Source organism: Bradyrhizobium sp. AZCC 1678 (assembly GCF_036924765.1).
GTDB lineage: Bacteria > Pseudomonadota > Alphaproteobacteria > Rhizobiales > Xanthobacteraceae > Bradyrhizobium > Bradyrhizobium algeriense.
Genome location: NZ_JAZHSE010000001.1, coordinates 1,970,865 through 1,997,033, shown reverse-complemented (window position 1 = coordinate 1,997,033; position 26,169 = coordinate 1,970,865). Strand labels below are relative to the sequence as shown.

20 protein-coding genes are annotated in these 26,169 nt (G+C 63.1%); 9 read left to right on the top strand and 11 right to left on the bottom strand.

The features are described 5' to 3' along the window. Window positions 1-13: 13 nt before the first annotated feature. Both V1294_RS09500 and V1294_RS09495 read right to left on the bottom strand, forming a co-directional pair. Window positions 14-1,528, bottom strand: a complete 1,515-nt coding sequence (locus V1294_RS09500; protein ID WP_334496588.1) for a hypothetical protein — start codon at window positions 1,526-1,528, stop codon at window positions 14-16. Window positions 1,529-1,618: 90 nt separating this feature from the next. After that, window positions 1,619-2,662: a hypothetical protein gene (locus V1294_RS09495; RefSeq protein WP_442895329.1), complete on the bottom strand. Its 1,044-nt coding sequence runs from the start codon at window positions 2,660-2,662 to the stop codon at window positions 1,619-1,621. Window position 2,663: 1 nt separating this feature from the next. Here V1294_RS09495 and V1294_RS09490 point away from each other — a divergent pair, with 1 nt between their 5' ends. From V1294_RS09490 to V1294_RS09480, 3 genes are all read left to right on the top strand, one after another. Beyond that, window positions 2,664-3,275, top strand: a complete 612-nt coding sequence (locus V1294_RS09490; protein ID WP_334496587.1) for a Crp/Fnr family transcriptional regulator — start codon at window positions 2,664-2,666, stop codon at window positions 3,273-3,275. Then, window positions 3,272-4,084, top strand: coding sequence for an MBL fold metallo-hydrolase (locus V1294_RS09485; RefSeq protein ID WP_108520469.1), 813 nt, complete (start codon window positions 3,272-3,274; stop codon window positions 4,082-4,084). Before V1294_RS09490 ends, V1294_RS09485 begins: the two co-directional genes overlap by 4 nt. Window positions 4,085-4,326: 242 nt before the next feature. Further along, window positions 4,327-4,941 carry a glutathione S-transferase family protein gene (locus tag V1294_RS09480; protein ID WP_334496586.1) on the top strand — a complete coding sequence of 205 codons (615 nt, stop codon included), beginning with the start codon at window positions 4,327-4,329 and terminating at the stop codon, window positions 4,939-4,941. Between the two features lie 246 nt (window positions 4,942-5,187). On the opposite strand, the gene V1294_RS09475 is transcribed toward V1294_RS09480, so the two are convergent. From V1294_RS09475 to V1294_RS09465, 3 genes are read right to left on the bottom strand one after another with little or no spacing between them, the layout of a single operon-like run. Then, window positions 5,188-5,685: a TPM domain-containing protein gene (locus tag V1294_RS09475; protein ID WP_334496585.1), complete on the bottom strand. Its 498-nt coding sequence runs from the start codon at window positions 5,683-5,685 to the stop codon at window positions 5,188-5,190. Window positions 5,686-5,687: 2 nt separating this feature from the next. Beyond that, window positions 5,688-6,578: a TPM domain-containing protein gene (locus V1294_RS09470; protein WP_334496583.1), complete on the bottom strand. Its 891-nt coding sequence runs from the start codon at window positions 6,576-6,578 to the stop codon at window positions 5,688-5,690. A 21-nt stretch (window positions 6,579-6,599) separates the two neighbouring features. Then, window positions 6,600-7,208: a LemA family protein gene (locus tag V1294_RS09465; RefSeq protein ID WP_108520460.1), complete on the bottom strand. Its 609-nt coding sequence runs from the start codon at window positions 7,206-7,208 to the stop codon at window positions 6,600-6,602. A 161-nt stretch (window positions 7,209-7,369) separates the two neighbouring features. On the opposite strand from V1294_RS09465, the gene V1294_RS09460 reads away from it, so the two are divergent. Genes V1294_RS09460 through V1294_RS09450 form a run of 3 tightly spaced genes read left to right on the top strand, consistent with a single transcriptional unit; the run spans window position 7,370 to window position 10,595 of the window. Beyond that, window positions 7,370-8,218, top strand: coding sequence for an enoyl-CoA hydratase (locus V1294_RS09460; protein WP_334496581.1), 849 nt, complete (start codon window positions 7,370-7,372; stop codon window positions 8,216-8,218). A 19-nt stretch (window positions 8,219-8,237) separates the two neighbouring features. Then, a complete protein-coding gene (locus tag V1294_RS09455) occupies window positions 8,238-9,386 on the top strand; it encodes an acyl-CoA dehydrogenase family protein (RefSeq protein WP_334496579.1) in 1,149 nt (382 codons plus the stop codon). A gap of 12 nt (window positions 9,387-9,398) precedes the next feature. Beyond that, on the top strand, window positions 9,399-10,595 hold the full coding sequence (locus tag V1294_RS09450) for an acyl-CoA dehydrogenase family protein (protein ID WP_334496577.1): 1,197 nt from the start codon (window positions 9,399-9,401) through the stop codon (window positions 10,593-10,595). Between the two features lie 206 nt (window positions 10,596-10,801). Here the strand turns inward: V1294_RS09450 and V1294_RS09445 are convergent, their stop codons facing one another. Both V1294_RS09445 and V1294_RS09440 read right to left on the bottom strand, forming a co-directional pair. Further along, window positions 10,802-13,123 carry a xanthine dehydrogenase family protein molybdopterin-binding subunit gene (locus V1294_RS09445; protein WP_334496575.1) on the bottom strand — a complete coding sequence of 774 codons (2,322 nt, stop codon included), beginning with the start codon at window positions 13,121-13,123 and terminating at the stop codon, window positions 10,802-10,804. A gap of 148 nt (window positions 13,124-13,271) precedes the next feature. Next, window positions 13,272-14,375: a S1C family serine protease gene (locus tag V1294_RS09440; RefSeq protein WP_334496573.1), complete on the bottom strand. Its 1,104-nt coding sequence runs from the start codon at window positions 14,373-14,375 to the stop codon at window positions 13,272-13,274. Window positions 14,376-14,696: 321 nt separating this feature from the next. On the opposite strand from V1294_RS09440, the gene ftsH reads away from it, so the two are divergent. Continuing rightward, a complete protein-coding gene (gene ftsH, locus V1294_RS09435) occupies window positions 14,697-16,538 on the top strand; it encodes an ATP-dependent zinc metalloprotease FtsH (protein WP_334496571.1) in 1,842 nt (613 codons plus the stop codon). A gap of 2 nt (window positions 16,539-16,540) precedes the next feature. Here the strand turns inward: ftsH and V1294_RS09430 are convergent, their stop codons facing one another. Together V1294_RS09430 and V1294_RS09425 are read right to left on the bottom strand one after the other, a co-directional pair. Beyond that, window positions 16,541-17,416, bottom strand: a complete 876-nt coding sequence (locus tag V1294_RS09430; RefSeq protein ID WP_334496569.1) for a dihydrodipicolinate synthase family protein — start codon at window positions 17,414-17,416, stop codon at window positions 16,541-16,543. Window positions 17,417-17,518: 102 nt separating this feature from the next. Further along, window positions 17,519-20,176, bottom strand: coding sequence for a M1 family metallopeptidase (locus tag V1294_RS09425; protein WP_334496568.1), 2,658 nt, complete (start codon window positions 20,174-20,176; stop codon window positions 17,519-17,521). Window positions 20,177-20,564: 388 nt separating this feature from the next. Between V1294_RS09425 and V1294_RS09420 the strand changes: the two genes are divergently transcribed. Further along, entirely contained in the window at window positions 20,565-22,124 is a 1,560-nt protein-coding gene (locus tag V1294_RS09420; RefSeq protein WP_334496567.1) for a hypothetical protein, read from the top strand. A gap of 42 nt (window positions 22,125-22,166) precedes the next feature. Then, window positions 22,167-22,580, top strand: coding sequence for a hypothetical protein (locus tag V1294_RS09415; RefSeq protein WP_334477352.1), 414 nt, complete (start codon window positions 22,167-22,169; stop codon window positions 22,578-22,580). A gap of 18 nt (window positions 22,581-22,598) precedes the next feature. Here V1294_RS09415 and V1294_RS09410 read toward each other — a convergent pair whose 3' ends face one another. Together V1294_RS09410 and V1294_RS09405 are read right to left on the bottom strand one after the other, a co-directional pair. Beyond that, window positions 22,599-24,707, bottom strand: a complete 2,109-nt coding sequence (locus tag V1294_RS09410) for a BTAD domain-containing putative transcriptional regulator (RefSeq protein ID WP_334496565.1) — start codon at window positions 24,705-24,707, stop codon at window positions 22,599-22,601. A 37-nt stretch (window positions 24,708-24,744) separates the two neighbouring features. Next, window positions 24,745-26,106 (bottom strand): YcaO-like family protein, encoded by a 1,362-nt coding sequence (locus tag V1294_RS09405; RefSeq protein ID WP_334496563.1) that lies wholly within the window; start codon window positions 26,104-26,106, stop codon window positions 24,745-24,747. Between the last annotated feature and the right edge of the window lie 63 nt (window positions 26,107-26,169).

Genomic DNA, 26,169 nt, shown 5'->3' with positions numbered 1-26,169 from the left:
CCGAGCCGTATCGCTAGCGGCTTTTGACGAAACACATCCCGATGCGGGAAGTCTTGCCGGCGGCCTGACAGGTCAGGCCCTCTGCGCAGGTCCAATCGCGAAAGCTTGCATCATTGCCGGCGGCCTGCTTGTCCGGCACATAACAATGCGCGCCCCAGCCGTCGTAGTGATTGGTGCCGGCGAGTTCGGTGCTGCCGCGCAATTGCGGACGGCTGGCGAACCCGCGCGAGTAATCCGGCGCCTTGCCGTCGCGCAGGCTTGCGAGAATATCGCGGCGGCGGATCTGATCGCCGAAGAAATGCGGCGATGCCGGCACTACGGTCGAATTCGACGGCTTTTCCGCCATCCAGTCGACGCCGGGGAAGTGAAATCCGCCGATGCCGCGGGTCTGGTGGCAACCGGAACAGGTCACATCATTGAGCCTGCGTTCAAACCCGGCAGGCGAGCGGATGTTCTGCAGCTTTGCGCCCCCTTCCGTGGCCTTCCTGAGCGCAGCCACGACGTCAGCCTCGCTGAACACGGCGCCCTCGCCTTGCACCAGCCCGAATTCGGGCTCCAGATCCGATGGATCGAACCCGACCGGCGTCGGCGCAATCGCGCCGGTGGCGAGGAATTTTTCCGGGATCAGCGCCGTGCCGCGATCGAACGCGACGAGATTGGCGGGGTCGAGCAGCCATGCCCTGAACTCGCGCTTGAGGCCATCGGCCGCCAGAAGGCGCGCGCGGTCGATCTGGTTTTCCATTGGCGCTTCCGCAAATACGCGCGCTTGCCGATCGTAGCGAAACACCTTCAACAGATAATCGGTGCGGAAATCGCGAACCGATGATTTCGGCGCGTGCACGATCTGGAGATTGGTTTCGATGCGGTCGATATTCTGATGGTCGATCAGGTCGAGCGGGCCATCCTTTGCCGCCGGTGTCCCACCGAGCGGCGCGGCGAGCCAGCGATTGGCGATTTTGGAACAGGTGATCGTGGATCCCTCGCCTTTCGCCTTCAGCACGAGATTCAACGTCATCGGCAGCCGCGGCGGCGAAGCGTTGTCGCCGGCCGCTTTGTTCATCCGCGTCAGCCGGTAGATCAGGCGGATCTCGCCGCAGCTTGCTTCGGAAACGTAAGTGCGGTCCATCCGGTTAACGATGCCGGCCAGCATGAACCGCGTCTCTGCCGAATAAAGCAGCGCGCGGTCGAACAATTGGAAATCAAAGCCCTCCCCGACGCCGATCGTCTCCTTCGGCAGGTTCGCTCGGTGCCGCGCGACATAGCGATCGAACTCGCCATCGATCGCCTGCCGGACTGGCGCCATCGACGGCACGGCGAACAGCTCGCTATTGGCGAGCGGAATATCAGCCGGCCGCTCCGGCAGCAGCATGCGGTCGAGGCGAAATTTTCCGCCGTCGAGTTCGCGCAACGTCGCGGGATCGGTGATGGCTGTTCCGCGTTCCAGCGCCGCATCCTGTGCGGCACGCGCCGGCAAGGCGCCGCACAGCAGAGCAAATACGATGGCGAGAAATCCTGGCACGCGGCTCATGTTCCACCTAACACCGCGCAATGAGACCTATTCAAGAAAAAAGGCGCTTCACGTCGCCGTGAAGCGCCTTCCTGTTCATGTGTCGTCCCGTCAGCGCGCGACGATCAGACCCTTGCTGGTCACGACCACCCAGCGGCCGTCCTGCTTGCGAATGGCGTCGACACGGCCGAGACCGGGAATGGGATCGCCGGCATAGACCTCGTACATGCCGCGGCGGCCCTCGATCAAGGCGCTGCCGTTGGCGACGTCCCGCAATACCCAGCCTTCGACGGTCGGCAGCCGGGCAACCTCGGGCTTGGGCGGAGCTCCAGAGGCAGGAGGAGCCGCAGGCGGCGCGGCGGCTGTGGCTTGCTGCGGTATCGACCCCGTGACTTCCTTCGCAGGAGCCGGCGCAGCGGCAGCCGTCGTGGACGCCTGGGCGGCGCGAAGCTTGTCGACGGTCTCGCTGAGCTTGGCGAGTTTCGCGGCGGGTTCGGCCTGCGCCTTCTCGACCTTGTCGAGGCGGTCGCTGGCCTTGTTGAGTTGGCCCGTCGTGGTCTTGGAATTATGCTCCAGGCTAGATTTCAGCGCGACGATCTCGGCATCGATCCGTGCCACCGAGGCTTCGAGCGCGCTGTCCTTGGCCGGCGCCTGGACTGATGCTTGAGCCGAATCTCGGGCCATCAGCTTTCCAAACCCCGCGGTTGCGAGCGCGCCACCAAGCGCACCCGCCACCGTCGCCAGCGCGACCACGGCGGCCATCGCCCCGAATCGGCGCTTGCCGGACGATCCTTCCGCCGGCGCAGCCTTCGCATCGGCTCCGACGCGGTCGCCGGGCGACATGATCGTCACGTTGCCGGGAAAGCGCGGCGCTTCCGGCTTCACGGCGTCGATCTTGGGAGGCTCAGCCCTTGAGGCCTCGACCTTTGGCGCTTCCATCTTGACGGCGTCCACCTTGGGCGCGTCCACCTTGGGGGCGTCCTTGGCCGCATCGGGCTTCGGCGAGGTCTCTTCCTGCTCGGGCGCCAGTTTTGCCGCCTCGACCTCCGCCGCGGCCGTCACCGGCTCGCCTGGCGCAGGCATGTCGGGAGTGGCCGGCCAGGCGCCAAGAGTTCCGGTTTCACCGCTGGCGGGCTGGGGTTGCTGATCGCTCACGTTGCATTCTCCAGAATTGATTGACCATTTGGTAACTTTTATTACTTGCCAAATCCTTACCGGTGGCGGCCTTACCGAAATTTTAGGAACTCATCCGGCCCGGTTTTGGGCCGCAAATATCGGCTGGCCCGGTCCCGAGCCCCCTAATGCTGCCCCGCGGCATCCTTGCTGGTTCCGTTTGCGCCGGTCTGTTTCCCGACTAACATGGACCAACCAGCCAGAAAGGCAGGTGGCCATCATGACCATCGAGAAATGCATCAACGAGTTTGATGTAGATGACGTCATTTTTGAGGAAGGCTCGACCGGGCGGGAACTGTTCGTGGTGCTCGACGGCCAGGTCGAGATCGCCAAGATGAACGGCCCCAGCAAGACGGTGATCGTCACGCTCGGCAAGGGCGAGTTCTTCGGCGAGATGGCGGTCATCGACGGCTCGTCCCGTTCGGCAACCGCCATTGCGGCCGCCCCAAACACCCGCGTGATGCGGATCAACCATGCCCGCTTCGTTTACCTGGTCAGCCAGCAGCCGGCTTTTGCGCTGATGATCATGGATGCGCTCAGTAAACGGTTGCGCGCGTCGAACGCTGTCACCTTCAGAGCCGCGGCCAATTCATGAGCGAGCGGAAGCCGAGCCCATTCAAGACGCTGTTCGAGACCGAGGTCTGCACGCTGATCCAGGCCGCCGAAGACGTCTATCAGATCCGTTTCAAGAACCGCGCGGCAAACGCTTATCTGGTGCGCGGCAGTTCGCGCACCATCATGATTGATGCCGGGCTGTCGTCGAACTATCCGCATCTCGTGAAATGCCTCGAGCACCTCGACTGCCCGCCCGAGAAGATCGACATGGTGGTGCTGAGCCACGAGCACCTCGACCACATCGGCGCGGCCTATCATTTCCACGGCCGCGCCTTCATCGCCGCACATCGGCTGGCCGCCAACAAGATCATGCTGCGCGACGACTTCTCGATGCTGCGCAAGATGTTCAACGAGCCGAACGTGCCGATCAACATCGATCTCTGGCTGGAAGAAGGCAACCTGATCGACCTCGGCAATTTCCGCCTCAGCGTGATGTACACGCCGGGACACACCTCCGCCTGCATCACGCTATTCGAACCGGACAAGGGATTGCTGTTCGCCTCCGATACGCTGATGCCGGGCGGCGTGATGGGCGGCGTGTTCGGCTCGGGCAGCATCGCCGATTACATCCAGTCGCTGGAGCGGCTGAAGGGCCTGAATTCGAAGATTCTGCTGTCGGGCCACGGGCGACTGTCCGACACCCCGCAGGACGACGTGCGGATCGCGATCCAGCGCTCGCACGGATTGTTGTCGGACACCGCGCAATTGTTCGACGCGCTGGATGCGCGGGCGAATTTCGAACCGATCATGCAATCGGTCCGCGACCTCAACAAGCTCGACGACAGCTAGGCCTGTAGCCCGGATGGAGCGGAGCGCAATGCGGGAACAGCATCCAACAATTCAGGACAGCTCCGGATTACGCGGAGCCTGTCATCGGGCGCGCATTCGCGCGACCCGTTGGCTCCATCCGGGCTACGCTCGGTCTCGGCTCTGCGGTGCCAGGCCGACAATAGCGCGCCATTTGACAAACGCTGCGGCGGAATGTTCAACAGCTCCCACAACCACAAGAAAAATAAGGGAGAGACTGCATCATGAAGTTCTACGACTCGGTCGGACCGAACCCGCGCATCGTCCGCATGTTCATGGCGGAAAAGGGCATCGAGGTGCCGAAGCAGACCGTCGATCTGCGCAAGGGCGAGAACCGTGAAGCCGAGCATTTGAAGCGCAATCCGCACGGCCAGATGCCGACGCTCGAACTCGACGACGGCAACTATCTGTCCGAGATCACCGCGATCTGCGAATACCTCGAAGAGAAGCACCCGGCCCCCGCGATGATCGGGACGACACCGGAGCAGCGCGCCGAATGCCGGATGTGGACCCGCCGCGTCGACCTCAACATCTGCGAGCATCTCGGCAACGGCTTTCGCTTCGGCGAAGGTCTCAAGTTTTTCGAAAAACGAATTCCCTGCGCGCCTGAGGCCTCGCCCGGGCTGAAGATGATCGCTGCCAACCGCCTGCAATGGCTCAACGGCCAGATGGCCGACGGCCGCGACTATCTCTGCGGCAAACGCTTCACGCTGGCCGACATCCTGCTCTATGGCTGGCTCGATTTCGCCGGCCAGGTTGGCCAGCCGCTCGATCCCGCCAATGCCAATATCGTCGCATGGATGGCGCGTGTGGCGGAACGGCCTTCGGCGAAAGCGTGATCAGCTCACCGCTCGCTCAAGAAAAAGGCCGGCGGGCGTTACGCCGCCGACCTTGTCTTGCAACTGCCGGCTCGGGAGTCCGGTTCCGTTGCTTTGCATTCCGGTTACTACAACTATTTTAATCAGTAGCACTCAGTGCCGGCTGACGCCATTGCGCGCAGGTATTGCCGAACCGTACCAAGGTACGCTCACACCCATGGAAACGGATGGGCCGATTATCCATTGGTTTAAGGTGATGGCTGTGAGCTACATCACAACGGGCGCATCCGGCAGTTCGTTCGAGCCGCCACCGCTCCTCGGAAAATACGTGGCCAATTCGCGCGACACGGCTTCTATCCCCTTGATCACGCCGCGTTCGAAATTCCCTGCTCTGAAGTCCGTTTCCATCTCCCGGCATATTCTTTCCCAGCCCGCTGTGCCCACCCTCGCGTTGATGCCGCGGTCGGCGACGATTTCGACATCGCGATCGGCGAGCAGAAGATAGATCAGCACGCCGTTATTGTGCGCAGTGTCCCAGATCCGCAATTGCGAAAAGATATCCAGCGCCCGCTCCCGCGCCGACTGATTGCGAAACAGCGGCGCGCCGTCGAGTGCGCCTTCGACCACGAAGCGAAGCTGTCCCGCATGCGCGCTCTCGCCAGCTTTGATGACGCGCTCGATCCGCGCCAACACGTCCGGCGGGAATGCGAGACGGCGCCGCCAGTGGTGCTGCAGAAGATGTCTGGTAATGCGTCGGATGCTCATGTCTACCAGCTCCCTGAGGCGCCGCCGCCGCCAAAGTTGCCGCCGCCACCGCTGAACCCACCACTACCACTGGAGCCACTGGAGCCGCTGCCGCCCATGACCCATCCGCCGTTGTCCCGGCCGTATCGGCGGCGCCCCACGCTTGGGCCGGTCGAGCCCATGTTCTGGAACAGGAAGGTGACGACGAAAGCGACGAAGCCCACCAGCATTGCAACCGCGAGCGATCCCGCAACAAACCAGGCGACAACACCAACAATGCCGCCGATCGCCAGCGCGCCGATGAACCGGCCAAGAAGACTGCGCAGCACGGCCGCGAGGACGATCAGCCCAAAGATGACAAGCGGATTGCCCGGGTTGAGGTAATTGAGGAGTTCAGACGTCTCCCAATGCGGCGGCGCCGGTTCCGGCAGCTTCTCGCCCTCAGCGACCCGGACCATCCGGTTGATCCCGGCAGAGACGCCGCCGGCGAAATCGCCGGCCTTGAACTTCGGCGTGATGTCTTCGTCGATGATACGCTTCGTGGTGACATCGGTCAGCGCGCCTTCGAGGCCATAGCCGACTTCGATACGGAGCCGGCGATCGTTCTTGGCGATGACGAGCAGCGCGCCGTCGTCGATCTTCTTGCGGCCGATCTTCCAGGCTTCCGCGACCCGAAGCGAAAATTGCTCGATCGCCTCGCCGTCCGTCGTCGGCACGATCAGCACCGCGATCTGGCTGCCCTTTCGCGTCTCGAGATCTTTCAGCGTCTGGGTCAGCGCTGCAATGTCGCTGCTACCGAGCGTGCCCGTCTGATCGACCACCTGCCCGCTCAAAGCCGGCACCGCGACGAGCGCCAGTGCCGAACAAGCCCAGCACACGAGCAGCGCAAGAAGGGGGGCTCTTGCAGCGTTCATCGCGTTTGTCTTTTTCGGCCGCTACTTTGCGGGCGCCGGCGTCGGGTTGAAGTCCACCTTCGGCGCAGTCGAGATCGCCTTCTCGTTATCGACCGTGAAGCCCGGCTTCTCCTTGTAGCCAAAGGCCATCGCCGTCAGATTGTTCGGGAAGGTGCGGATGCCCACATTGTAGTCCTGCACCGCCTTGATGTAGCGGTTGCGCGCCACGGTGATGCGGTTTTCGGTGCCTTCGAGCTGCGCCATCAAATCGCGAAACAGGGCGTCGGATTTGAGCTGCGGATAGTTCTCGGTCACCACCAACAGCCGCGACAGCGCGCTCGTGAGCTCGCTCTGGGCGGCCTGGAATTTCTGGAATGCGGCGGGATCGTTCAGCACTTCCGGCGTCGCCTGGACGCTGCCGACTTTGGCGCGCGCATTGGTAACGCCGAGCAGCACGTCCTTTTCCTGCTGCGCAAAACCCTTCACCGAATTGACGAGGTTTGGCACCAGATCGGCGCGGCGCTGGTACTGGTTGACCACTTCCGACCAGCCCGACTTGACCTGCTCGTCGTTGGTCTGGATCGCGTTGTAACCGCAATTGGTCAGGCTCAGCGTCGCCAGCGCCGCCAGCACGGTCCAAAATCTGCGCATTGGGCTCTCCCGCTGTTATTTCCGGCGCGCGGCATCAGAATGGCCGCATCAAATAAGCGCCCAAAGCCGTTCCCGTTCCATTTCGCAGCCCGATGGCCCTTGCGTATCATTTGCTGAAATAACAACATGGCCACCAACGATAAGGGAAACGCGAGGGCGTCATGGAGTTCGAGACCATCGTCGTGGAGCGGCCGGAGCCGCGCATCGCGCGGATCGTGATGAACCGGCCCGAGGCGCGCAACGCGCAGAACCTGCAGATGACTTACGACCTCAACGCCGCCTTCGACCAGGCGGTGCAGGACGATGCCATCAAGGTCATCATCCTCGCAGGCAACGGTCCGCATTTTTCGTCAGGGCATGATTTGCGCCCCGGGGCTAAGAACAACGCCGGCGTAGATTTTCCGCCAGTCGGAAATTGGGGCGGGTTCGCCGAACCCAATGCGCACGGGCGTTTCGCGCGCGAGCAGGAAATCTATCTGCAGATTACGCGGCGCTGGCGCAATCTGGCGAAACCTACGATCGCCGAAGTGCACGGCAAGTGTATCGCCGGCGGATTGATGCTGGCCTGGGCATGCGACCTCATTGTCGCAAGCCATGATGCAGAGTTCTGCGATCCCGTGGTGACCATGGGCGTCTGCGGCGTCGAATGGTTCGTGCATCCTTGGGAGCTCGGCCCACGCAAGGCCAAGGAATTGCTGTTCACCGCTGACGTCTGGAGCGCGGAGGAAGCGCACCGGCTCGGTATGGTCAATCATGTCGTGCCGAGGCCAGAGCTTTCTTCCTTCGTCATGAAGCTTGCCGAAAGGATCGCAGCAAAACCTTCGTTCGCGCTGAAGCTGACAAAAGAAGCCGTCAATCGCTCGATCGACGTGATGGGGCAACCGGCGGCGATCGAGCAGGCGTTCGCGCTGCATCAGCTCTGCCACGCGCATAACCTACAGGAATTCGGAATGATCGTGGATCCCACAGGCCTGCACCCTTCCGTCAGAAAACCGGCACAGGCAAAATAGAACGAGCAAAGTAGATCAGATGGACCTTACCCCAAGTGACGAGCAGCGGTTGCTGCGCGAAAGTGCCGACCGCTTCGTCAGCGAGACCTATACCGCCGATCACCGCCGCCGGATCGTGAACGATCCGCTCGGGTTCAGCGCCGACATCTGGAAGCAGTTCGCCGAACTCGGCTGGCTGGCGCTGCCGATCGCCGAGGCCCATGGCGGGCTCGGTGGCGGCGCCATCGAGATTGGCATCCTGATGGAAGCGTTCGGCCGCGGCCTCATCTCCGAGCCGTATCTCTCGACGGTCGTGATCGGCGCGTCGTTGATATCTGAATGCGGCACGGAGGCGCAGAAGCACGCGTTGCTGCCTGATATCGCCGATGGATCGCTGGTTCTGGCGTTCGCGCATTCGGAACGCCAGGCGCGCTTCGATCTCGCCGACGTCCGGACCACGGCGATGAAAACGCCTGACGGTTGGCGCCTCGACGGACAAAAGACCGCCGTCCTCGACGGCAGCGCCGCCGGACAGATCATCGTCTCGGCCCGCGTCGATGACGGCAATGGCAAGCCAGGTAAGCTTTGCCTGTTCCTCGTACCGCAATGCACGCGCGGCCTCACCTCACGCGACTTTCCCCGGCTTGGCGGCGGGCGGGCCTGCAATCTCGAACTCAACAGCGTCCAACTCTCTGCCGACGCCCTGCTAGGCGATGGTAGCGACGCACTACCAGCGATCGAAGCCGCAATCGACCGCGCTATGGCCGCACTTGGCGCCGAGGCCGTCGGCATCATGCAAACGCTGCTCGACCAGACGCTCGAATACACCAAAATCCGAAAACAGTTCGGACGACCGCTGTCCGCCAATCAGGTGATCCGGCATCGCCTCGCCGACATGGCGATGCAGTGCGACGAGGCCCGCTCGATGGCATTGCGCGCGGCGCTGATGGCCAACGCCGAACCGGTAGCGCGCAGCCGCGCAGCGTCGGGCGCGAAAGCCAAGATCGGCAAGTGCGCGCGCTTTGTCGCCGAACAGTCGGTGCAGCTTCACGGCGCCATGGGCGTCACGGAGGAGCTCGACATCGGCTCCTATTTCAAGCGGCTGCTCGCCTTCGACACGTTGTTCGGCGGCAGCGCCCATCATTATCGCCGTCACGCCGCCCTCGGCGGCCGTGCCATCCAGGCCTGAAAGGAGCGCACCATGGATCTTGCTTTCAACGCTGAAGAGCGCGCCTTCGAGCAGGAGGTGCGCGAATTCATCGCGGCCAATCTCACGTCGGAAATGAAACGCGCCACCGCGCTGACGCCGTCGGTATTCTCCGATCCTGACATCGGCATGGCCTGGCAGCGCGCGCTGCACAAGAAGGGTTGGGGCGCGCCGGGTTGGCCGGTCGACCATGGCGGCCCCGACTGGACCCCGTCGCAGCGCTGGATCTTTGAGGCCGAATGCGCCCGCGCCGGCGTGCCCAATGTGAACGTGATGGGCGTCAAGATGGTCGGCCCCGTCATCATCGGCTTCGGTTCGCCCGAGCAGAAGAACTTTTACCTGCCGCGAATTCTCTCCGGCGAGGACTATTGGTGCCAGGGCTATTCCGAGCCGGGCTCCGGCTCCGACCTGTCGTCGCTGAAGACCCGCGCCGTGCGCGATGGCGACGACTACATCGTCAACGGCACCAAGATCTGGACCACGCATGCCCATTACGCCAACCGCATGTTCGCGCTGGTGCGCACCAGCGAGACCGAGCGGCAGCAGGACGGCATCTCTTTCATCCTGATCGACATGAAGACCCCGGGCATCACCACGCGGCCAATTCTCACTATCGGCGGCGACCATGAGGTCAACCAGGTGTTCTTCGACGATGTGCGCGTGCCTGTCGCGAACCGCGTCGGCGAGGAAGGCAAAGGCTGGACCTACGGCAAATATCTGCTCGAGTTCGAGCGTGGCGCCGGCATCGCCTCGGCCAAATTGCGCGACGCGCTGAAGACGATTTCCGATCTTGCCGAATCCGACGCCACCGGCTGCGCCATCGACGATCCCGATATCGCGGTGCGGATGTCCGAGATCGAGGTCGATATCGATACGCTTGAAATGACCGAACTGCGGGTGCTGTCGGCGTTGCAGACCGGACAAAATCCCGGCGCCGTGTCGTCACTGCTAAAACTGCGCGTCAGCGAAATCCGCCAGGCCGTGACGCGGCTGGGCGTCGACGTGATCGGCAATGACGGCCTCTATGTCGAGCCGGTGCGGCCGCTTTACCGGCTCAACGAGGCGCCAGGCATCCCCGCGGAATTGCTCCCCGTCGTGCCGGAATATCTCAACGGCCGGGCGTATACGATCTTCGGCGGCTCGTCGGAGATCCAGCGGGATATCGTGGCGAAGATGGTGTTGGGGTTGTAGCGGCCGGACCCGGACTCGCGGCAGCTCCTTCTTACCCTCCCCTGGAGGGGGAGGGTCGACGCTCACGAAGTGAGCGGCGGGGTGGGGTGACGGTGCCTCCACATCCATCAGTGCCCGAGTTGAGAGATCACCCCACCCCGTCACGCATCTCGCGATGCGTGCCGACCCTCCCCCTCCAGGGGAGGGTGAAAGGACGGCTCCGACCTTTACCCCGCCCTCGCATCCCGGATCGCCTGCCAGACCTTGGCGGGGGTCAGCGGGGTATTGAGCTGCTTGATGCCGAGTTCGCTCAAGGCATCCATCACACCGTTGGTGACGCAAGGCGGGCCGCCGATCGCGCCGGACTCGCCGCAACCCTTGGCGCCGAGCGGATTGGTGCGGCACGGCGCGGAATCATCCAGCGTCACGATAATCGGCGGGATGTCGTCGGCGCGCGGCACGCAGTAATCCTGGTAGCTCGCGGTTAATAGCTGGCCTTCCTCGCTGTAGGCGACGCCCTCATAGAGCGCCTGCCCAATGCCCTGGGCGACGCCGCCATGCACCTGGCCGGTCACCAGCATCGGGTTGACCGCGATGCCGACGTCGTCGACGGTAGTGTAGCGCACCACCTTGCTGACGCCGGTTTCGGGATCGATCTCGACTTCGCAGATATGCGTGCCGTTGGGCCAGCTTGGCCCGTCGACTTCGCCTTCGGAATCGACGGACAGTCGCGCGCCGTTTTCATTCTTCGCGATTTCGAACAGGCTGATGCGCTTGTCGGTGCCGACCACCGTCAGCCAGCCGTCGCGATACTCAATATCCTCGATGGAGGTTTCGAGCACGTTCGAGGCCTTCTCGCGCGCCTTGTTGATCATGTCATTGCTCGAAACCGCGACCGCCGTGCCGCCGACGAACAGCGAGCGCGAACCGACGCTGCCGAAGCCAGTCGCCAGATCGGTGTCGCCCTGCACCACGTCGATCTTGTCCATGGGGATGCCGAGCGTGTCGGACACCATCTGGGTGTAGGTGGTCTGCAGGCCCTGCCCCATCGCCATGGTGCCGGAATGCAGGATGATGCGGCCTTCTGCAGTGGCATGCAGGCTGACCTTTTCGGTGTGCGCGCGCCCGCCGGTCCATTCGATGTAGCTGGTGAGGCCGCGGCCATAGAGCAGGCCCTTCTTCTTCGCCGCCTTCTTGCGCGCGGCAAAGCCGTCCCAGTCCGAAAGCTCCGAGGCGCGCGACAGCATGTGCGCGAAGGCGCCGGAATCGTACACTTGGCCGACCGCATTGGTGTAAGGCAGTTGCGCAGGCTTGATGTAGTTCACCTTGCGGATGGTGCGCGGGTCCATGCCGATCTGCCGCGCGGCGGCATCCATCAGCCGCTCGACGATGAACACCGCCTCGGGCCGCCCGGCGCCGCGATAGGCGCCGACCGGCGCGGTGTTGGTCATCACCGACTTCACTTCGAAATGCACCAGCGGCAGGTCGTAGACGCCGGTCTGCACGAACGGGCCGAGCACCAGCGGAATGATGTTCGCGGTCCCCGACGAGTAGGCTCCGGTGCCGCCGATCGAGCGCACCCGATAGGCGAGCACGCGGCCTTTGGCGTCGAGCGCGAATTCGCCGGTCGAAGTGAGATCGCGGCCATGGGTGCCGCCGACGAACTCGTCGGTGCGGTCGCCGCGCCAGCGGACCTTCCTGTTCAGCTTGGTGGCGGCGTAAGCGACGATGCCGTCCTCGGGATAGAGGCTCGTCTTCTGGCCAAAGCCGCCGCCGATATCGCCGACCAGCACGCGGACACTCTCCTTCGGCCGCTTCAGGATGGATTCGGCGAGCAGATCACGGGTTGAGCCCGGGGTTTGCGACTGCACATGCAGGATCAACCGGCCGGTTTTCTTCTCGATCTCGGCGATCGTCGAGCGTGGCTCCATCGCCGAGGGCACCAGCCGCTGGCTGACCAGATCGAGCGAGACTTTATGAGCCGCGTTTGCAAACGCTTCTTCGACCTTGGCGGCATCGCCGTAGCTCATGGCGGCCACGATGTTGTCGGGCGCCTCGGGCCACACCGCGGGTGCACCTGATTTCACCGCCTCGACGGGATCGACCACCGACGGTAACACCTCGTAGTCGATTTCGATCGCCTCGGCCGCCGTCTGCGCCAGCACCCGCGATGACGCGACCACTGCCGCCACCGCCTCGCCGGCATAGCGCACGATTTCATGGGCCAGCAGCCGCCGCGGCGGCACCGTCATCGGCTTGCCGTCCGGCCGCTTGAAGATCGCGAGAGTAGGCAGGGTGCCGATATCGTCCTTCACCAAATCCGCACCGGTGTAGACGGCCTCCACCCCGGCCATATCAAGCGCGGCCCTGGTGTCGATCGACTTGATCCTAGCGTGGGCATGGGGCGAGCGCAGCACATAGAGCCACAGCGCGCCCTCCTCGGGCTTGTCGTCGATGAACTGCCCCTTCCCGGTGAGCAGTCTCTGGTCTTCCAAACGCTTGACCGGCTGGCCCGCACCAAAACGCATATTGCCGGGAAGAATGTTCATCAGTTTGTCCTTAGCTTCTTGTCGGATCGGGCGGGGTTTTAGCGTTTTTTTCGCCTGAGACAACTCATTCAATTCGCTGCAATAAATGCGCCAACGCCCGCGGCGCTGACCGCCACGGGCGGGTATGATCCTGCCGTCCAATAGGGGATCAGCTGCGGCCGATGTCCACGATGTCGATGTTGATATCGCGCGTCTGTGAACCGCGTTTCAGGCTGATGCGGATGCTCTTGCCGGCGCCGACCTGCTCGATCTGGTCGGTCAGGTCGGAAAGCCGGTGCACCGGCTTGCCGTCGACCTGGACAATGATGTCGCCGAGTGCACCCGAGCCGAAATCGACACCGCGGATGCCGGCGCGCTCGGCAGGGCTTCCGGGTGCGGTGCGCACGATAATCACCCCTTCGACACCTAACCTGGTCGAAACGGCCTCGCTGGCGGCGACAATGCCGATCCCCGGCGTCGGCACGCGGCCGTTATTGATGAGATCGGGGACCACGCGATTGACGATATCGACCGGGACCGCGAATCCGATACCGGCGCTGGAGCCCGAGGGCGAGATGATAGCGGTGTTGACGCCGATCAACCGCCCCGCCGAATCCAGCAGCGGGCCGCCCGAATTGCCGGGATTGATCGCCGTATCGGTCTGGATCACGTTGGTGATCTCACGGCCACTGCTAGTCGGCAGCCGGCGTTTGAGCGCGCTGATGATGCCGCTGGTCAGCGACTGGTCGAGACCGAACGGGTTGCCGATCGCAAACGCAATTTGACCGACCTTGAGATCGTTCGAACTGCCAAGCGCTACCGGCGGTGGCAGTTGGCGGGGATTCCTGATCCGCAGCACCGCGAGGTCGTAGTTCGGCGCCACGCCGACGATTGAAGCTTGGGCAACCTCGCCTGAGGCGAAGCGAACGGCAACCTCGCGGCCATTTTGGACGACGTGATTGTTGGTGACGACGTGGCCGTTATTGTCCCAGACAAAGCCGGTCCCCGAGGCCGCCGCGCCGGCTTCCGCGCCTTCGTCCTCGGCGAATGGATTGGTGACAGCGGATCGCGCCGCGACCTGCACCACCGACGGCGAGACGCGCTCGAAGAGCTCTATGTTGGCGCGCTCAGCCTCGGACAGCGGTCCCCGCTGATCGACGGTCCGGGCGGTCGAGTTGGTCCATGGGCCATAGCGAATATTGATATTGGAGACGGTCAGCGCCACCAACACGCCTGCGACAATGGCTGCAAAGAGCATGAAGCGCCGGTTCATCGATCACTCACCTGGTAATGCCGCTCGCGTGCGAAGGGCAATGGGAAGCAACGGGCTATTCGGCCGTTTGAAGTGTCAGCACATCAAACGCCCACACCGGCCGAAAGTTTCCGGTTTTCAGAGACTTGCTGGCGCGCTGAAATCGGCTTTCCCGCAGTGATTTAGGTAGCGCGATTTGCCCCGCAAGCCGCGTCCATTGAAACTAAACCTCCCCGTTCCCATTGTCATGGAGGCGCAATCCATGTCTCGCCGCAGGTCCCTTTGGATCAGGCGAGTGCCCCGACCCGGCTTTCCGTGAGGATCTGCGACCGGAGTTCGATCATGAACAACAAAATGCGTTTCAATGTCGGCTATGCGATCGCCGCGATCTTTGCCGTTTTTGTGATTCAGTATTTCATTTCCGCGGCCAGCCAGATCGCCATCATTCCCTACAGCGAATATCAGCAGTTGTTGAAGCAGGGAAAGGTCGCGACCGTCGGCATCTCCGACCGCACCGTGCAGGGCACCTTGAAGGAGCCGCTGTCCGGCGGACAAAAGCAATTCGTCACCACGCGCGTCGATCAGGAGACCGCGCAGGAGCTCGAGAAATACAACGTAAAATTCACCGGCCAGATCGAGAGCACGTTCCTGCGAGACCTGTTGTCATGGGTGATGCCGGTGCTGCTGTTCTTCGGCTTGTGGTGGTACATCGCCAGACGCGCCGCAGAAGGTGGCGGCCTTGGCGGCGGCCTGATGGCGATCGGCAAGAGCAAGGCCAAGATCTATGTCGAGGCCGATACTGGCGTGAACTTTTCCGATGTTGCCGGCGTCGACGAAGCCAAGGACGAACTGCGCGAGGTCGTCGACTTCCTGAAAAACCCGACCGACTACGGGCGGCTCGGGGGCCGGATGCCCAAGGGCGTGTTGCTGGTCGGTCCACCCGGTACCGGCAAGACCTTGCTCGCCAAGGCTGTCGCCGGCGAAGCCAAGGTGCCGTTCTTCTCGATATCCGGTTCGGAGTTTGTCGAGATGTTTGTCGGCGTTGGCGCGGCGCGGGTACGCGACCTGTTTCAGCAGGCGCACCAGAAAGCTCCGGCGATCATCTTCATCGACGAGCTCGATGCGCTGGGACGCGCCCGCGGCATTGGGCCCTTTGCAGGCGGGCACGATGAAAAAGAGCAGACACTCAATCAATTGCTGGTCGAACTTGACGGCTTCGACTCGCGGTCGCGCCTGGTCATTCTGGCCGCCACCAACCGGCCTGAAATCCTCGATCCCGCGCTGCTGCGTGCGGGCCGCTTCGACCGGCAGGTGCTGGTAGATCGCCCCGACAAGAAGGGGCGCACCGAGATCCTTAAGGTTCACATGAAAAAGGTGCAGTTAGATGCCGACGTCGACCCTGAGGCGGTTGCGGCGCTGACACCGGGTTTCACGGGCGCCGACCTCGCCAACCTGGTCAATGAAGCAGCCCTGCTCGCAACACGCCGCGGCGCCAAAGCGGTCGCGATGACCGACTTCAACAATGCGGTCGAGCGCATGGTTGCGGGACTGGAGAAGCGAAACCGGCTGCTCAATCCGAAAGAGCGCGAGATCGTCGCCTATCACGAGATGGGCCACGCTCTGATTGCGCTGTCGCTGCCCGGTGTCGATCCCGTGCACAAGGTGTCGATCATTCCCAGAGGCGTCGGCGCGCTCGGCTATACCATCCAGCGCCCGATCGAAGATCGCTTCCTGATGACCAGGGAGGAACTGGAGAACAAGATGGCGGTGCTGCTTGGCGGCCGCGCGGCGGAATTGATCGTGTTCAATCATCTGTCCACCGGTGCCGCCGACGACCTGCGCCGCATCACCGACATCGCCCGCAGCATGGTGACGCGTTACGGCATGTCGGAAAAGCTCGGCAGCGTCGCCTATGAGCGCGACCCCGGCAATTTCCTCGCGGGCGCCGACCGTCCCTACCCCATGCGCGAGCGCGAATATGCCGACGAGACTGCCGCTTCCGTCGACGAAGAGGTCCGCGCAATCGTCGATCGGGTGTTCGAGCGCGCGCAGGGCATCCTGAAAGCGCGACGCACGATCCTTGATCGGGCGGCGAAAAAACTCTTGGAGAAGGAGACCTTGGAGCAGAGCGATCTCGAGGCATTGATCCGCGAAACGCCGAAAGAGACGCTGCGGGCCATTTAGGCTTATGCCAGATCGCGCAGTGCCGCCTCGACCACCTTGCGCTGGTCAGCCGTCAGCGCCGCCTGCGGCGGAACGGGATCGCCGACCGCGTAGCCCTGAATGTCGAGGCCCGCCTTGATGCAGGCCGCCAAATTGAACCGCGCGAAGGCCTCGTTGATGCGCCACAGCCTGCGTTGCAGCGCCATCGCCTCATCCCAGCGCGCCGCCTTGCAGAGGTTATAGAGTTCGACGCTTTGCCGCGGAATGATGCAGGCCGGACCGGCCATCCAGCCCAACCCGCCGATCAGCATCACCGCCGCCGGGATATGGGCGGACGCGGAGAACACTTTGATGCTGTCGCCGCAGCGGTTCATGATCGACAGCAGCCGGCCGGTGTTGGTCGAGGCATCCTTGATGTAGCCGATGCGCGGATGGGTCGCGAGGCGGGCGATCACATCGAGCGTCAGATCGGAGCGCTGGAATTGCGGGTTGGTGTAGATCACGACGGGAATGTCGACGGCGTCGGCAATGGCGCGGAAGTAAGACTCGACCTGCGCGTCGGCGACCGGGAAATACGCCTCCATGATCGCGAGAATGCCGTGGGCGCCAAGCTTTTGATGCGTCTTTGCCTGCGCCACCGCGTCCGCTGTCGACGTCGAGGCGACGCCGGCGATCACGGGCACGCGCCCCTTTGCGGCTTCGATGGTGGCTTGCACGACGGTCGCGCGCTGCGCCTGATCGAGATAGGCGAACTCGCCGGTCGAACCGAGCGGCGTTAGTCCATGCACGCCCGCCTTGATAAGGTCATCGCAGAGCCGGCCCAGCACCGCCGTGCGGATCTGGCCCGACGCATCGATGGGCGAGACCAGATAGGGAAAGACGCCGTGGAAATCAGCCATCGAAGAAAAATGCCTCTTGACCACCCATAATCTTGACTAGCCATGGCTATCCGGAATGCCGGCGCAAGGCAACGCTTCGCAGGAAACATGCGAAGCGCTCCATCATTTGCGCGCCTTGATCCAGGCATCGACCGCCGGCAGCGCGCGGGCTTTGAGGTCGGCAGAGATTGCGATCACTTCCTGCGCCCGGCCCACCATCGCCCGCCCGCCCGACGTCGCCTGCACCGGCGCAAAGGCGGCGAGTTCGGCGGCATGGCGCTCGTCGCTGAAGTTTGTCATGAAGTTCGCAATGAACTGGTCGCGGAATTGCGGTCCCTGCTTTGCGAACAAGGTATCGTAGTTCTTCTGCAGAAAATCCCAGGCCAGATCAGGCTGCTCCCCGGAGGAAGCGACAGAACCGATCAGGCCGGTGAGAATCGTGCCCGGCACTTCGTCGGTCAGTGTCAGCGCCAGTGTCGCATGCGCCAGCGCCGGATCGCGCGCGGCGGCCGCCGCATAGTAATAGCGCAGTCGCTCATTGGTGACGGTGCTCTTGCGCGCCAGCGTCAGCAGCGTGTCGTAGGTCGCGCGATCCGCCGTGATGCCGACGACATGGGTAACGGAATCGCGCAAGGCCCCCGGCAGCGATTGCGGATCGCTGAGGAATCCGGCGAACCGCCGCTTCGCCTCCGCAATGATCGCTTCGTCGCCAAGTTCGCCGAGTGTCCAGATCAGGCTGCCGCGTAGCAGGGTGTTGTCGTCGTCGCCCGAGCCGCTGCCGTCCCAGCCGAGCCGGTCGAAAACGGTGCGCAATTTGGCGCTGAAGTAACGCTGCAGCGCCGGACGCTCGGGCCGATCGCGCGACAGACGGTTGAGCGCAGAGAATGCCGTGATGATCTGATCCCACACCGGGCGGCGGTCATCGACGCCGATATTCTCGACCAGGCCGAGATAGGATGACGGCTCGGCGCGGCCGGCCTGCACCATCGCCCAGCCGTCGGCGAGGAAATTGACGCGGTCTGCCGGCGACATCTGCGGCAGCGCCTTTGCCAGCGCGGCCATGCTCGCCGGCCCGTACTCGACCCGGTAGTAACCGATGTCGCCGAGATTGACCTTGGTCGCCTCGCCACAGGATCCGGCCGGGACTTCGGTCGAGCCGTGCAGCAGCACGACATCGGCCGATTGCGCCGTGCCTACCGGCCCGACCGCAACCGGTATTTGCCAGTTGCGCGGCGGCAAGGCAGTCGCCCGCGCCGGCGCGATCACGAAACGGCCCTGCCGCAATGTCAGCCGCTGCGCATCGCCGTTGCAGGCGGTTTCGGCTGATATCAGCGGCACACCATCCTGTTCGGTAAAGGACGCAGCGATATCGGTCACCGGCTTGTGGCCCGCGCGCTCCAGCGCCCGCCAGAGATCCGCCGTGGTGGTGTTGCCATAGGCATGCGCGGACATGTAGGCGCGGATGCCGTCGCGGAACGCCGCTTCGCCGAGGTAATTTTCCAGCATGCGGATCAGCGCCTGCCCCTTGTTGTAGGTAATGGCGTCGAACGCGATCATGGCCTCACTCTCGTTGGCGATCGGCTGCTGGATCGGGTGCGAGGTGCGCCGGGCGTCGAGCCCCATGGCGAACTGCTTCGCCCCGTATCCGTTCAGCCAGCTTTGCCATTGCGGATAAAACTGCTCCGCAGCCTTCGTCGCCATCCAGGTCGCAAAGCCCTCGTTGAGCCAGAGATTGTCCCACCACGCCATGGTGACGAGATCACCGAACCATTGATGCGCCATCTCATGCGCGATGATGGAAAAGATGCCGCGCCGCGCGCTGTCCGGATTTGTCGCGGGATCGAACAGCAGCCGGCTCTCGAAGAAGGTGATGCCGCCCCAGTTCTCCATGGCGCCGCCAAAGCCGCCGGGCACCGCGATCAGGTCGAGCTTGGGCAGCGGATATTTGACACCGAAATAGTCGTTGAACCAGGCGAGCAGTTTCACCGCACTGTCGAGCGCGAACTGCCCTTGCGCAGCCTTGCCGGTGGTGGCGACGACGCCGATCGTCACGCCGTCCGCTTCCGCCGTGATGCGCTCCAGTTCACCTACCGTCAGCACGAACAGATAGGTCGACATTTTTGGCGTAGCCGCGAAAGCGACCTGCTTCAGGTTCGGCTCCAGCCACTCCTCTTTCGTGATCGGCATGTTGCCGACGGCGAGCAAATGGCGCGGGATCACGACCGTCAACTTGAAGCTCGCCTTGAACGCCGGCTCGTCCCAGCACGGAAATATCCGCCGCGCGTCCGCCGGCTCGAGCTTGCTCGTCAATAGCCGCTTCACGCCGCTGTCGGTCGGATAGTCGACGAAGAAGAAACCGCGATCGAATTTGTTGATCCGCGCCGTAAACTCGATCCGCAGCCGATGCGCGCCCGCTGCGAGCGGCTGCGCGAAAGTGAACGTGGCCGTCTCGGCCGCGGCATCGAGCGCGACGTCGGCGCGCTCGAGGCTATCGTCGGCGGTAACGGAAGCAAACGTCGTGTTGACGGCGTTGAGCGTCAGCCGTGCTGTCGGTTCGCGCACGTCGATGTCGATCACTTCGACGCCGGGAAGCGTGAGGCTCTCGGCGTCAGGTCTCAGCTCGATTGAATAGTTGATCGGAACGACTGTCTTCGACAGTTTGCCCGGCGTGGCGTCGAACGAGAAAACCGGCTCGGCTCGCACCGCGCCTGTTACGACGATCATCATCACGATCATTGCGCCGCAATAGCGCGCCAAGGGTGCCGTCACTTTAAGCTTCACGCGCGCTCCTGTCGCAGTCGCCGCTACAAGGACAAATCATACCGCCGCGTCGCCGATCGTGAAACAGACGTGAGCGGCCGCTAGAAAGACCAAAAGATGTCCACAGATGTTCACAGGTTCTAACGATTTAACTCACGATTATTTCACGACTTCCTTCCCAATCTCGCTGCATTGGCCAAGCGCGAGAGTATTTTTTATGGCTCTGCAGACAGTCGCTGACGCAGCCTCTTTCCGAACTTCCGAGCTCAATACGCGCGACTCTGCTCGAGCAACAGCAGCTCCCGGTTTTCGTCACTTCCTTGGGACTCCAAACCCATCGCAGCGCTTCCGCGCGTTCGGGATCGACCCGCTCACTTCACCTGAACATCTGCCGAAACTCCGGGCACTGATGCATCGCCTGTCGCGCCGGATGGATGCCGAAATACACTGGCCGCCCCACCGCAGTGGATCGGCGGAGCACTGGGAAAACCCGCTGATCCCCTCAGGTTACACCTATCTGCTGCAATTTGTGGCGCACGATCTGGTTCATTCGGCGATCCCGCTTTCAGTTTCGGGGGGCCTGGGCGCCGGCACCGCCAATGCACGCCGTGCGCCGCTTCGGCTGGAAACCTTGTTCGGAAGCGGTCCTGTCGGATCGCCGCATATTTACGCGCTCGACGCGCCGAGTGACGACCGGCGCACCAAGCTGCGGCTCGGGCGAATGCGCTGGAAAGAGAACGAACCCGTGACCGGCTGCCCGTTTCGCGACATCGCACGGACCCGGGCCGAGAATGTGACGGGGATCGACCGCAGCATTGCAGGCGTCCGGGTTGCCCTCACCGAAGCCCTGGTCGCCGATCCGCGCAATGACGATCACGCCGTGATGTCGCAGCTGACCGCGCTGTTCGCGCTGCTGCACAACGCCCTGATCGATCTCATACGCCGGCAGGAACGCAATAGCGGGCCGAACGGCCGGTTCGGCGCCGCCTATAAGCGCTTCCTGTGCGCCCGCGAGGCCGTTACGCTGATCTACCACAACATTCTCCGCAACGATCTGATGCGGCGGGTCATTCACCCGGCGATCTATGCGGCCTATAGTGGACCGGCTCCGCATTTCATCGATCGGCCTGATGAATCCAGCCAGGGTCTTGCGAACGGCGACTGGGAAATTCCGTTCGAGTTCTCGCACGGCGCGTTTCGCTTCGGTCACGCCATGGTGCGACACGAATACTGCATCAATGATCTGTCGATTCAGGACCTCTACAGTACGCTTGAAAAGACTTCTGCAAACGATCCGGTCAACATGCCGCTCGATGAAACCTGGATGGTGCAGTGGTCGCGCTTCTTCGAGATCAATGAAACCAAGCCGAACTTCAGCCGGCGCATCGGACCGTATCTCAGCGACGGGTTGGGCAACGATCAGATCTTTCCGGCGTTCGACGAGACCGAGCGGGTTGGCCTGCTCTACCGTGATCTGCTCGGCGCCGGGATCGCCGGCATGTGGTCGGTGGACGCGCTGATTGCCGAGATCGCGACCCGGAAACCGCAGTTCATCGCCATGTCACGCTTGCTTGCCGACCGCGCCTATCGCGTCAGCCAGCTCCGCGATTGGCTGGTCGCCGCGCCGGCGTATGGCGCGCTGACGGCCGAAGACATCGAAACCCTTTCGAACGATCCGCCGCTGCCCTTCTTCATCCTGTTCGAAGCGATGCAGCAACCGCAGGCGGAGGGCCAGCGTCTTGGACCGCTCGGCTCGATCATCGTATCGGAGGTGATTTTCGGCGCGCTCGCAGGCGATCCGCGCTCATCCGGCGGCGACACGCTCGCAGGCCAGCTTGCCGATTTGTCTCGCGAATACTATCCGGCGAATTTTTTCCAGGAAATTCCCGACATCTCAAGCATGGCGCAGTTGGTGAAGTTCACCACCGAAATCGCCGAACTACAGCAGGCCGTGCCTGCATTCTTGTGAAGCGGAATTGTTCCGTCTCACCCAACCCGGAGGACTAAGACCATGCAGCGCATCGAAAGGCTACAGGTGACCAACCATGAGCGTTGGGGCAAATTGGTGAAGACCTGGGCGACCGGCACGAACTACCTCGACGACGACAACGTCTATCCGCTGCCGGAGACGATCGACGAGTTCAAGGAGCAGCTCGCCAAGGCCCAGGTATTCGCCACCGTGCCGGATCGCTTCAAGCACATCACGTTCGTGAAGCAGGAACAGGACACGATCACGGTAAAGTTGCCGCCCAAGGTGATGATCGAGGATTCCGAGGCGCTGCTCAACCAGCCCGGAGCCACCTATCCGCTTCCGCCGTTCTACAAGCGCCTGTTCAACGGTATGGATCCCGTGATCCCGGAGAGCGAGAAGTTCAGGGTGCATGCCGAACGTATCGGCGACTACACCATAAGCGCCTGCGCCTGAAGTCCACAAGCGGCCTTGTCACCAGCACAATGGCGCAATGCCTTCGACCGGGAACCCGGCGCCGCGCAAGCTGCGGCGCAGGGTTTCCCACCGCGCCCTGATGGTGATGGGGTGCGCTTGCAGGAGCCAGCGTGTGATGGCCACGTCGGTCGGCGCGTCTGACCCAACCCAAAACGAGCGAATGCCGTTCAGAAATCGCTGCGCTTCCTCGCGCGCCAACTCGGGCTGCCCCAGTTCGAACAGCGCGGCCGCACGCCATGCGGGCAGCGTCTGAATGACATTGTAGGCGCGGTCGCAGGCCTCTATGGCGCCCGCATAGTCGCCGCACAGGAAGTGAATGATGCAGTGATAGCCCCATTCGAGGCGTGAGGGCGCCAGCGAAAGGGCAAGCGATTGGCTGGCGCGTAGTTGAGCTTGTTCGATCGAGCCGCAGAAAGCGCAATAGTGGGCGCTGGACAGCAGCGTCCACGGATCGTTGTCGTTCAGCTCGCAAGCGAGGTCCATGTGCGGCGCCGCCTCGGCCTCACGCAACGCAAACGTATAGGACCAGCCGCAACAGAGATGCGCCCTGGAATCGACCGGATCGAGTTCAACGGCGATTTTCGCCAGTTCAAGGGTCGCCTTTGCCTTGTCGGGATTGCGAAGGACCCCGGGATGCACGAAATGCTCGATGTTGTTCATCTGCACAAGGCTGCTGTAGAACGGCGAGAAAGCAGGATTTTCCCGGATCGAGTCGCGAAAGATCACGACCGCCCGCTGCCAGCTTTCCTTGTCGAACTTCGTGATGAGATTCTGGCCGCGCAGCCAGCGGTCGTGAAGATCGAGTGAAACGTCGGGCTCGCCTGCCAGCCGCATCAGCCGCTCGGTCGACAACTGCACGTTCAAGGAAGTCGCGATGCGGCGGATGATGCGCTGCTGGGTTTCAAACCAGTTGCCGAGGCCGAGCCGGAAGCTCTCGCTCCAGACGTAAATCCCGGAGGTATCGTCCCGCAACACCATCACGATGTTGATTTCGGCGCCCGCCTGGTAGGCGGTGGTCTCGATGCAGTATTGCGGCGCCGTGCCCGAGGCGGGAAGCACGACGGCCGCGGGCGGACGATCAACCACGCTCCATTCGCGGAAGCGCACGAGACAGGCGGCGAGATGCTGGGAGAACCCCTGCACCAGATGGCTGTGGTCCTCGTCGACGCCATGCATCGCAAAGGGCAGCAGCACCAGGCGCATCCTGGCCGATGCATTGACCGATGGCGACATCGGGGCCACCGGCTGGAGAGCGGTACCCCTGACCATCCTGACAGCGACTTCGTCATTCGCTGCCGACGCGGCCCGATCGACCGGCGCGCGCTCCAGAATGCCGAGCTTGATGTTCGCGACGAGTTCTTCAGTGGCCGACGACGGCTCCATCGCGTAGTCGCGGTCCAAGAGATCCCACAGCGCCTTGTAGATGCGCAACGCACCGGCCGTGTCGCCCTCTTCCGCATGCGCCCGCATCAGATAGCGGCAGGCATATTCATGGGTCGGGTCGAGATTGACGATCGCGGCTGCAATCCTTTTTTTGGAATCGGCGGGAACGCTTGCGGAGGTCAGACCCTCATCGAGATTTCGCATCAGCCGTTCATGGATGGTCTGCCGCTTGGCCAGTACCCAGACCCGGAACGACGGATCGAGATCGTCCATCCCTTCGAGCAGCCGCCCGTCGAGCTGTGGCGTATCGAGCAGCAGCGGGTGAACGCGCCCGCTTTCGGCGAGCTGGATCACACTTTCGATATCGACTTCGATTCGTCCGACGTCGATGCCGATCATCAGCCGCTCCGCGACGAAGCCGTCATATCCGGCCTCCTCCAGCATCGACCGCAGCTCGCGAACGACCTGGCGCAGCGAAGCGCGCGCCTTTTCTTCGTCCGAACGACTCCAGAGCAGGCCGACCAGCCGCTCGCGGCTCTCCTGCTTCATCTCCGACAGCGCGAGGTAACTAAGGACCGCGCCGGCCTTGCGGGTTCGCAGGTCGACCGCCCGGCCGTTGAACCGCACGCCGAGCCGTCCAACCAGCGACACCGAAAGGCGCGGCGCGCTTTCGGGCGCCGCCGTGGCCTTGTCCGCTGTCATGGCGTTTGTGCTGGCCGGCATGCAGGGTTCCGGAACCGGTTGGTTAATTCCAGCCAGTCTATATCAAAGAAACACCTCCGGTATAGGTTGCGCCGCCTCCGGTTCGCGCAATCGTATCCTGCAGCCTGGCCGTGACGATTTCGGATGGCTCGAGTTGCAGCCCTGGGGCAATCACGCGGACCACCGGAACGGCGAAGCGCTGGCGCGTCAGATCAAGGCAAAATGTCTCGATTCCCAGTTTCTCCAAACGCTGTACGATCAATCCAAATATCGCGCTCGCTTCAGTTGCGTGAAGGGGAAGATGAGCCGCGTACTCCGCGACCGGCTGCAACAGTCTGCACTGATCGGCATTGATCGCCGCGCGCCGCAGGTGGGTGCGATCCTGGGCGTTGAGCGCGTCATCGCCGCGCTCGCTGCGTTTGGTTGCGACGACAGCATCGGCCAGTTCGAACTGACACATTTCGAGCGTTGCCGAGCGGACCGCGGCCTCGAGCGCCGGCCGCGCGGCGAGGCCGAAAGCAAAACCGGAACCGTCCGCCCGGCACGAGACGGCCGCGACGCAGGGCACGCCGATATCCGTCGTGATATCGAGCAGCCATGTCCGGCGCTGCACCGATGCGCCATGCCGGAGCTGCCGCAACAGACCTTCCACCACCATGCCGGCTTCATGCTGCGGCGGAATCGATCGGGCCAGTTGACCGCCCCGCCACCACAGGCTGGCCGCATCGCGCTCGATCAATTCCAGCAGGCCGTGCAGTGCTGCGGCATCCCGTGACGGACCGGCGGCCGATCCGATGCTCAAGGGGAATGGCGGCGCGAAGTCGCGCTGCGCCGGCGGACGCCGCAGGCAGATGTCGGCGGGAAGCCACACTTCGCTACCGTCGGTCAGCCGCGTTGCACGACACCAGGAAAGCGCCCGCTCTGGTTGTATGCAGCGTTCCGAAACGGCAGCGACCAGCTCCAGCGCGTTCGGACCGAGTTTTCCGGCCCAGTCGTCGACGCCGGGTTTGAGCAACACGTCGCGCCCGGTCTGCAATTGAGAGAGATACTCGATTCCCTCGCCGACGCAGCCCTGAAATGCATCCCGCAACGTCAGACCGACGCCGGAAACGCCGACCATCGGGCTTCCGTCATGCAAGGGATCAGCAAGCGCTGGATCGAATTGCGCACCAAAGCTGAACAGGCCGGGTGCATCGGGTGAGGCCAGTTCGAACACCCGCGCAAATCGGGAAGCAGCGATCAGCAAATCGGCACGATTCGCGGCCTCCGAATCAATCCGGTTGCTGGATTCCGAGGCATATTCCAGCGCCTGCAGGATACGTCCGGCATCGTGATCGCCGGCGGCGTCCACTCCGTTGCCGAGAAGCAACGATGCCGCGCGTGCAAACAATTCCTGTATCGAATTTTCGGTACCGCTCACGGTGACCTCACGACTTGACGGGCAGGCTCCGGACGAGAGGCCAGCCCGCCCTCGCCCTGGAGG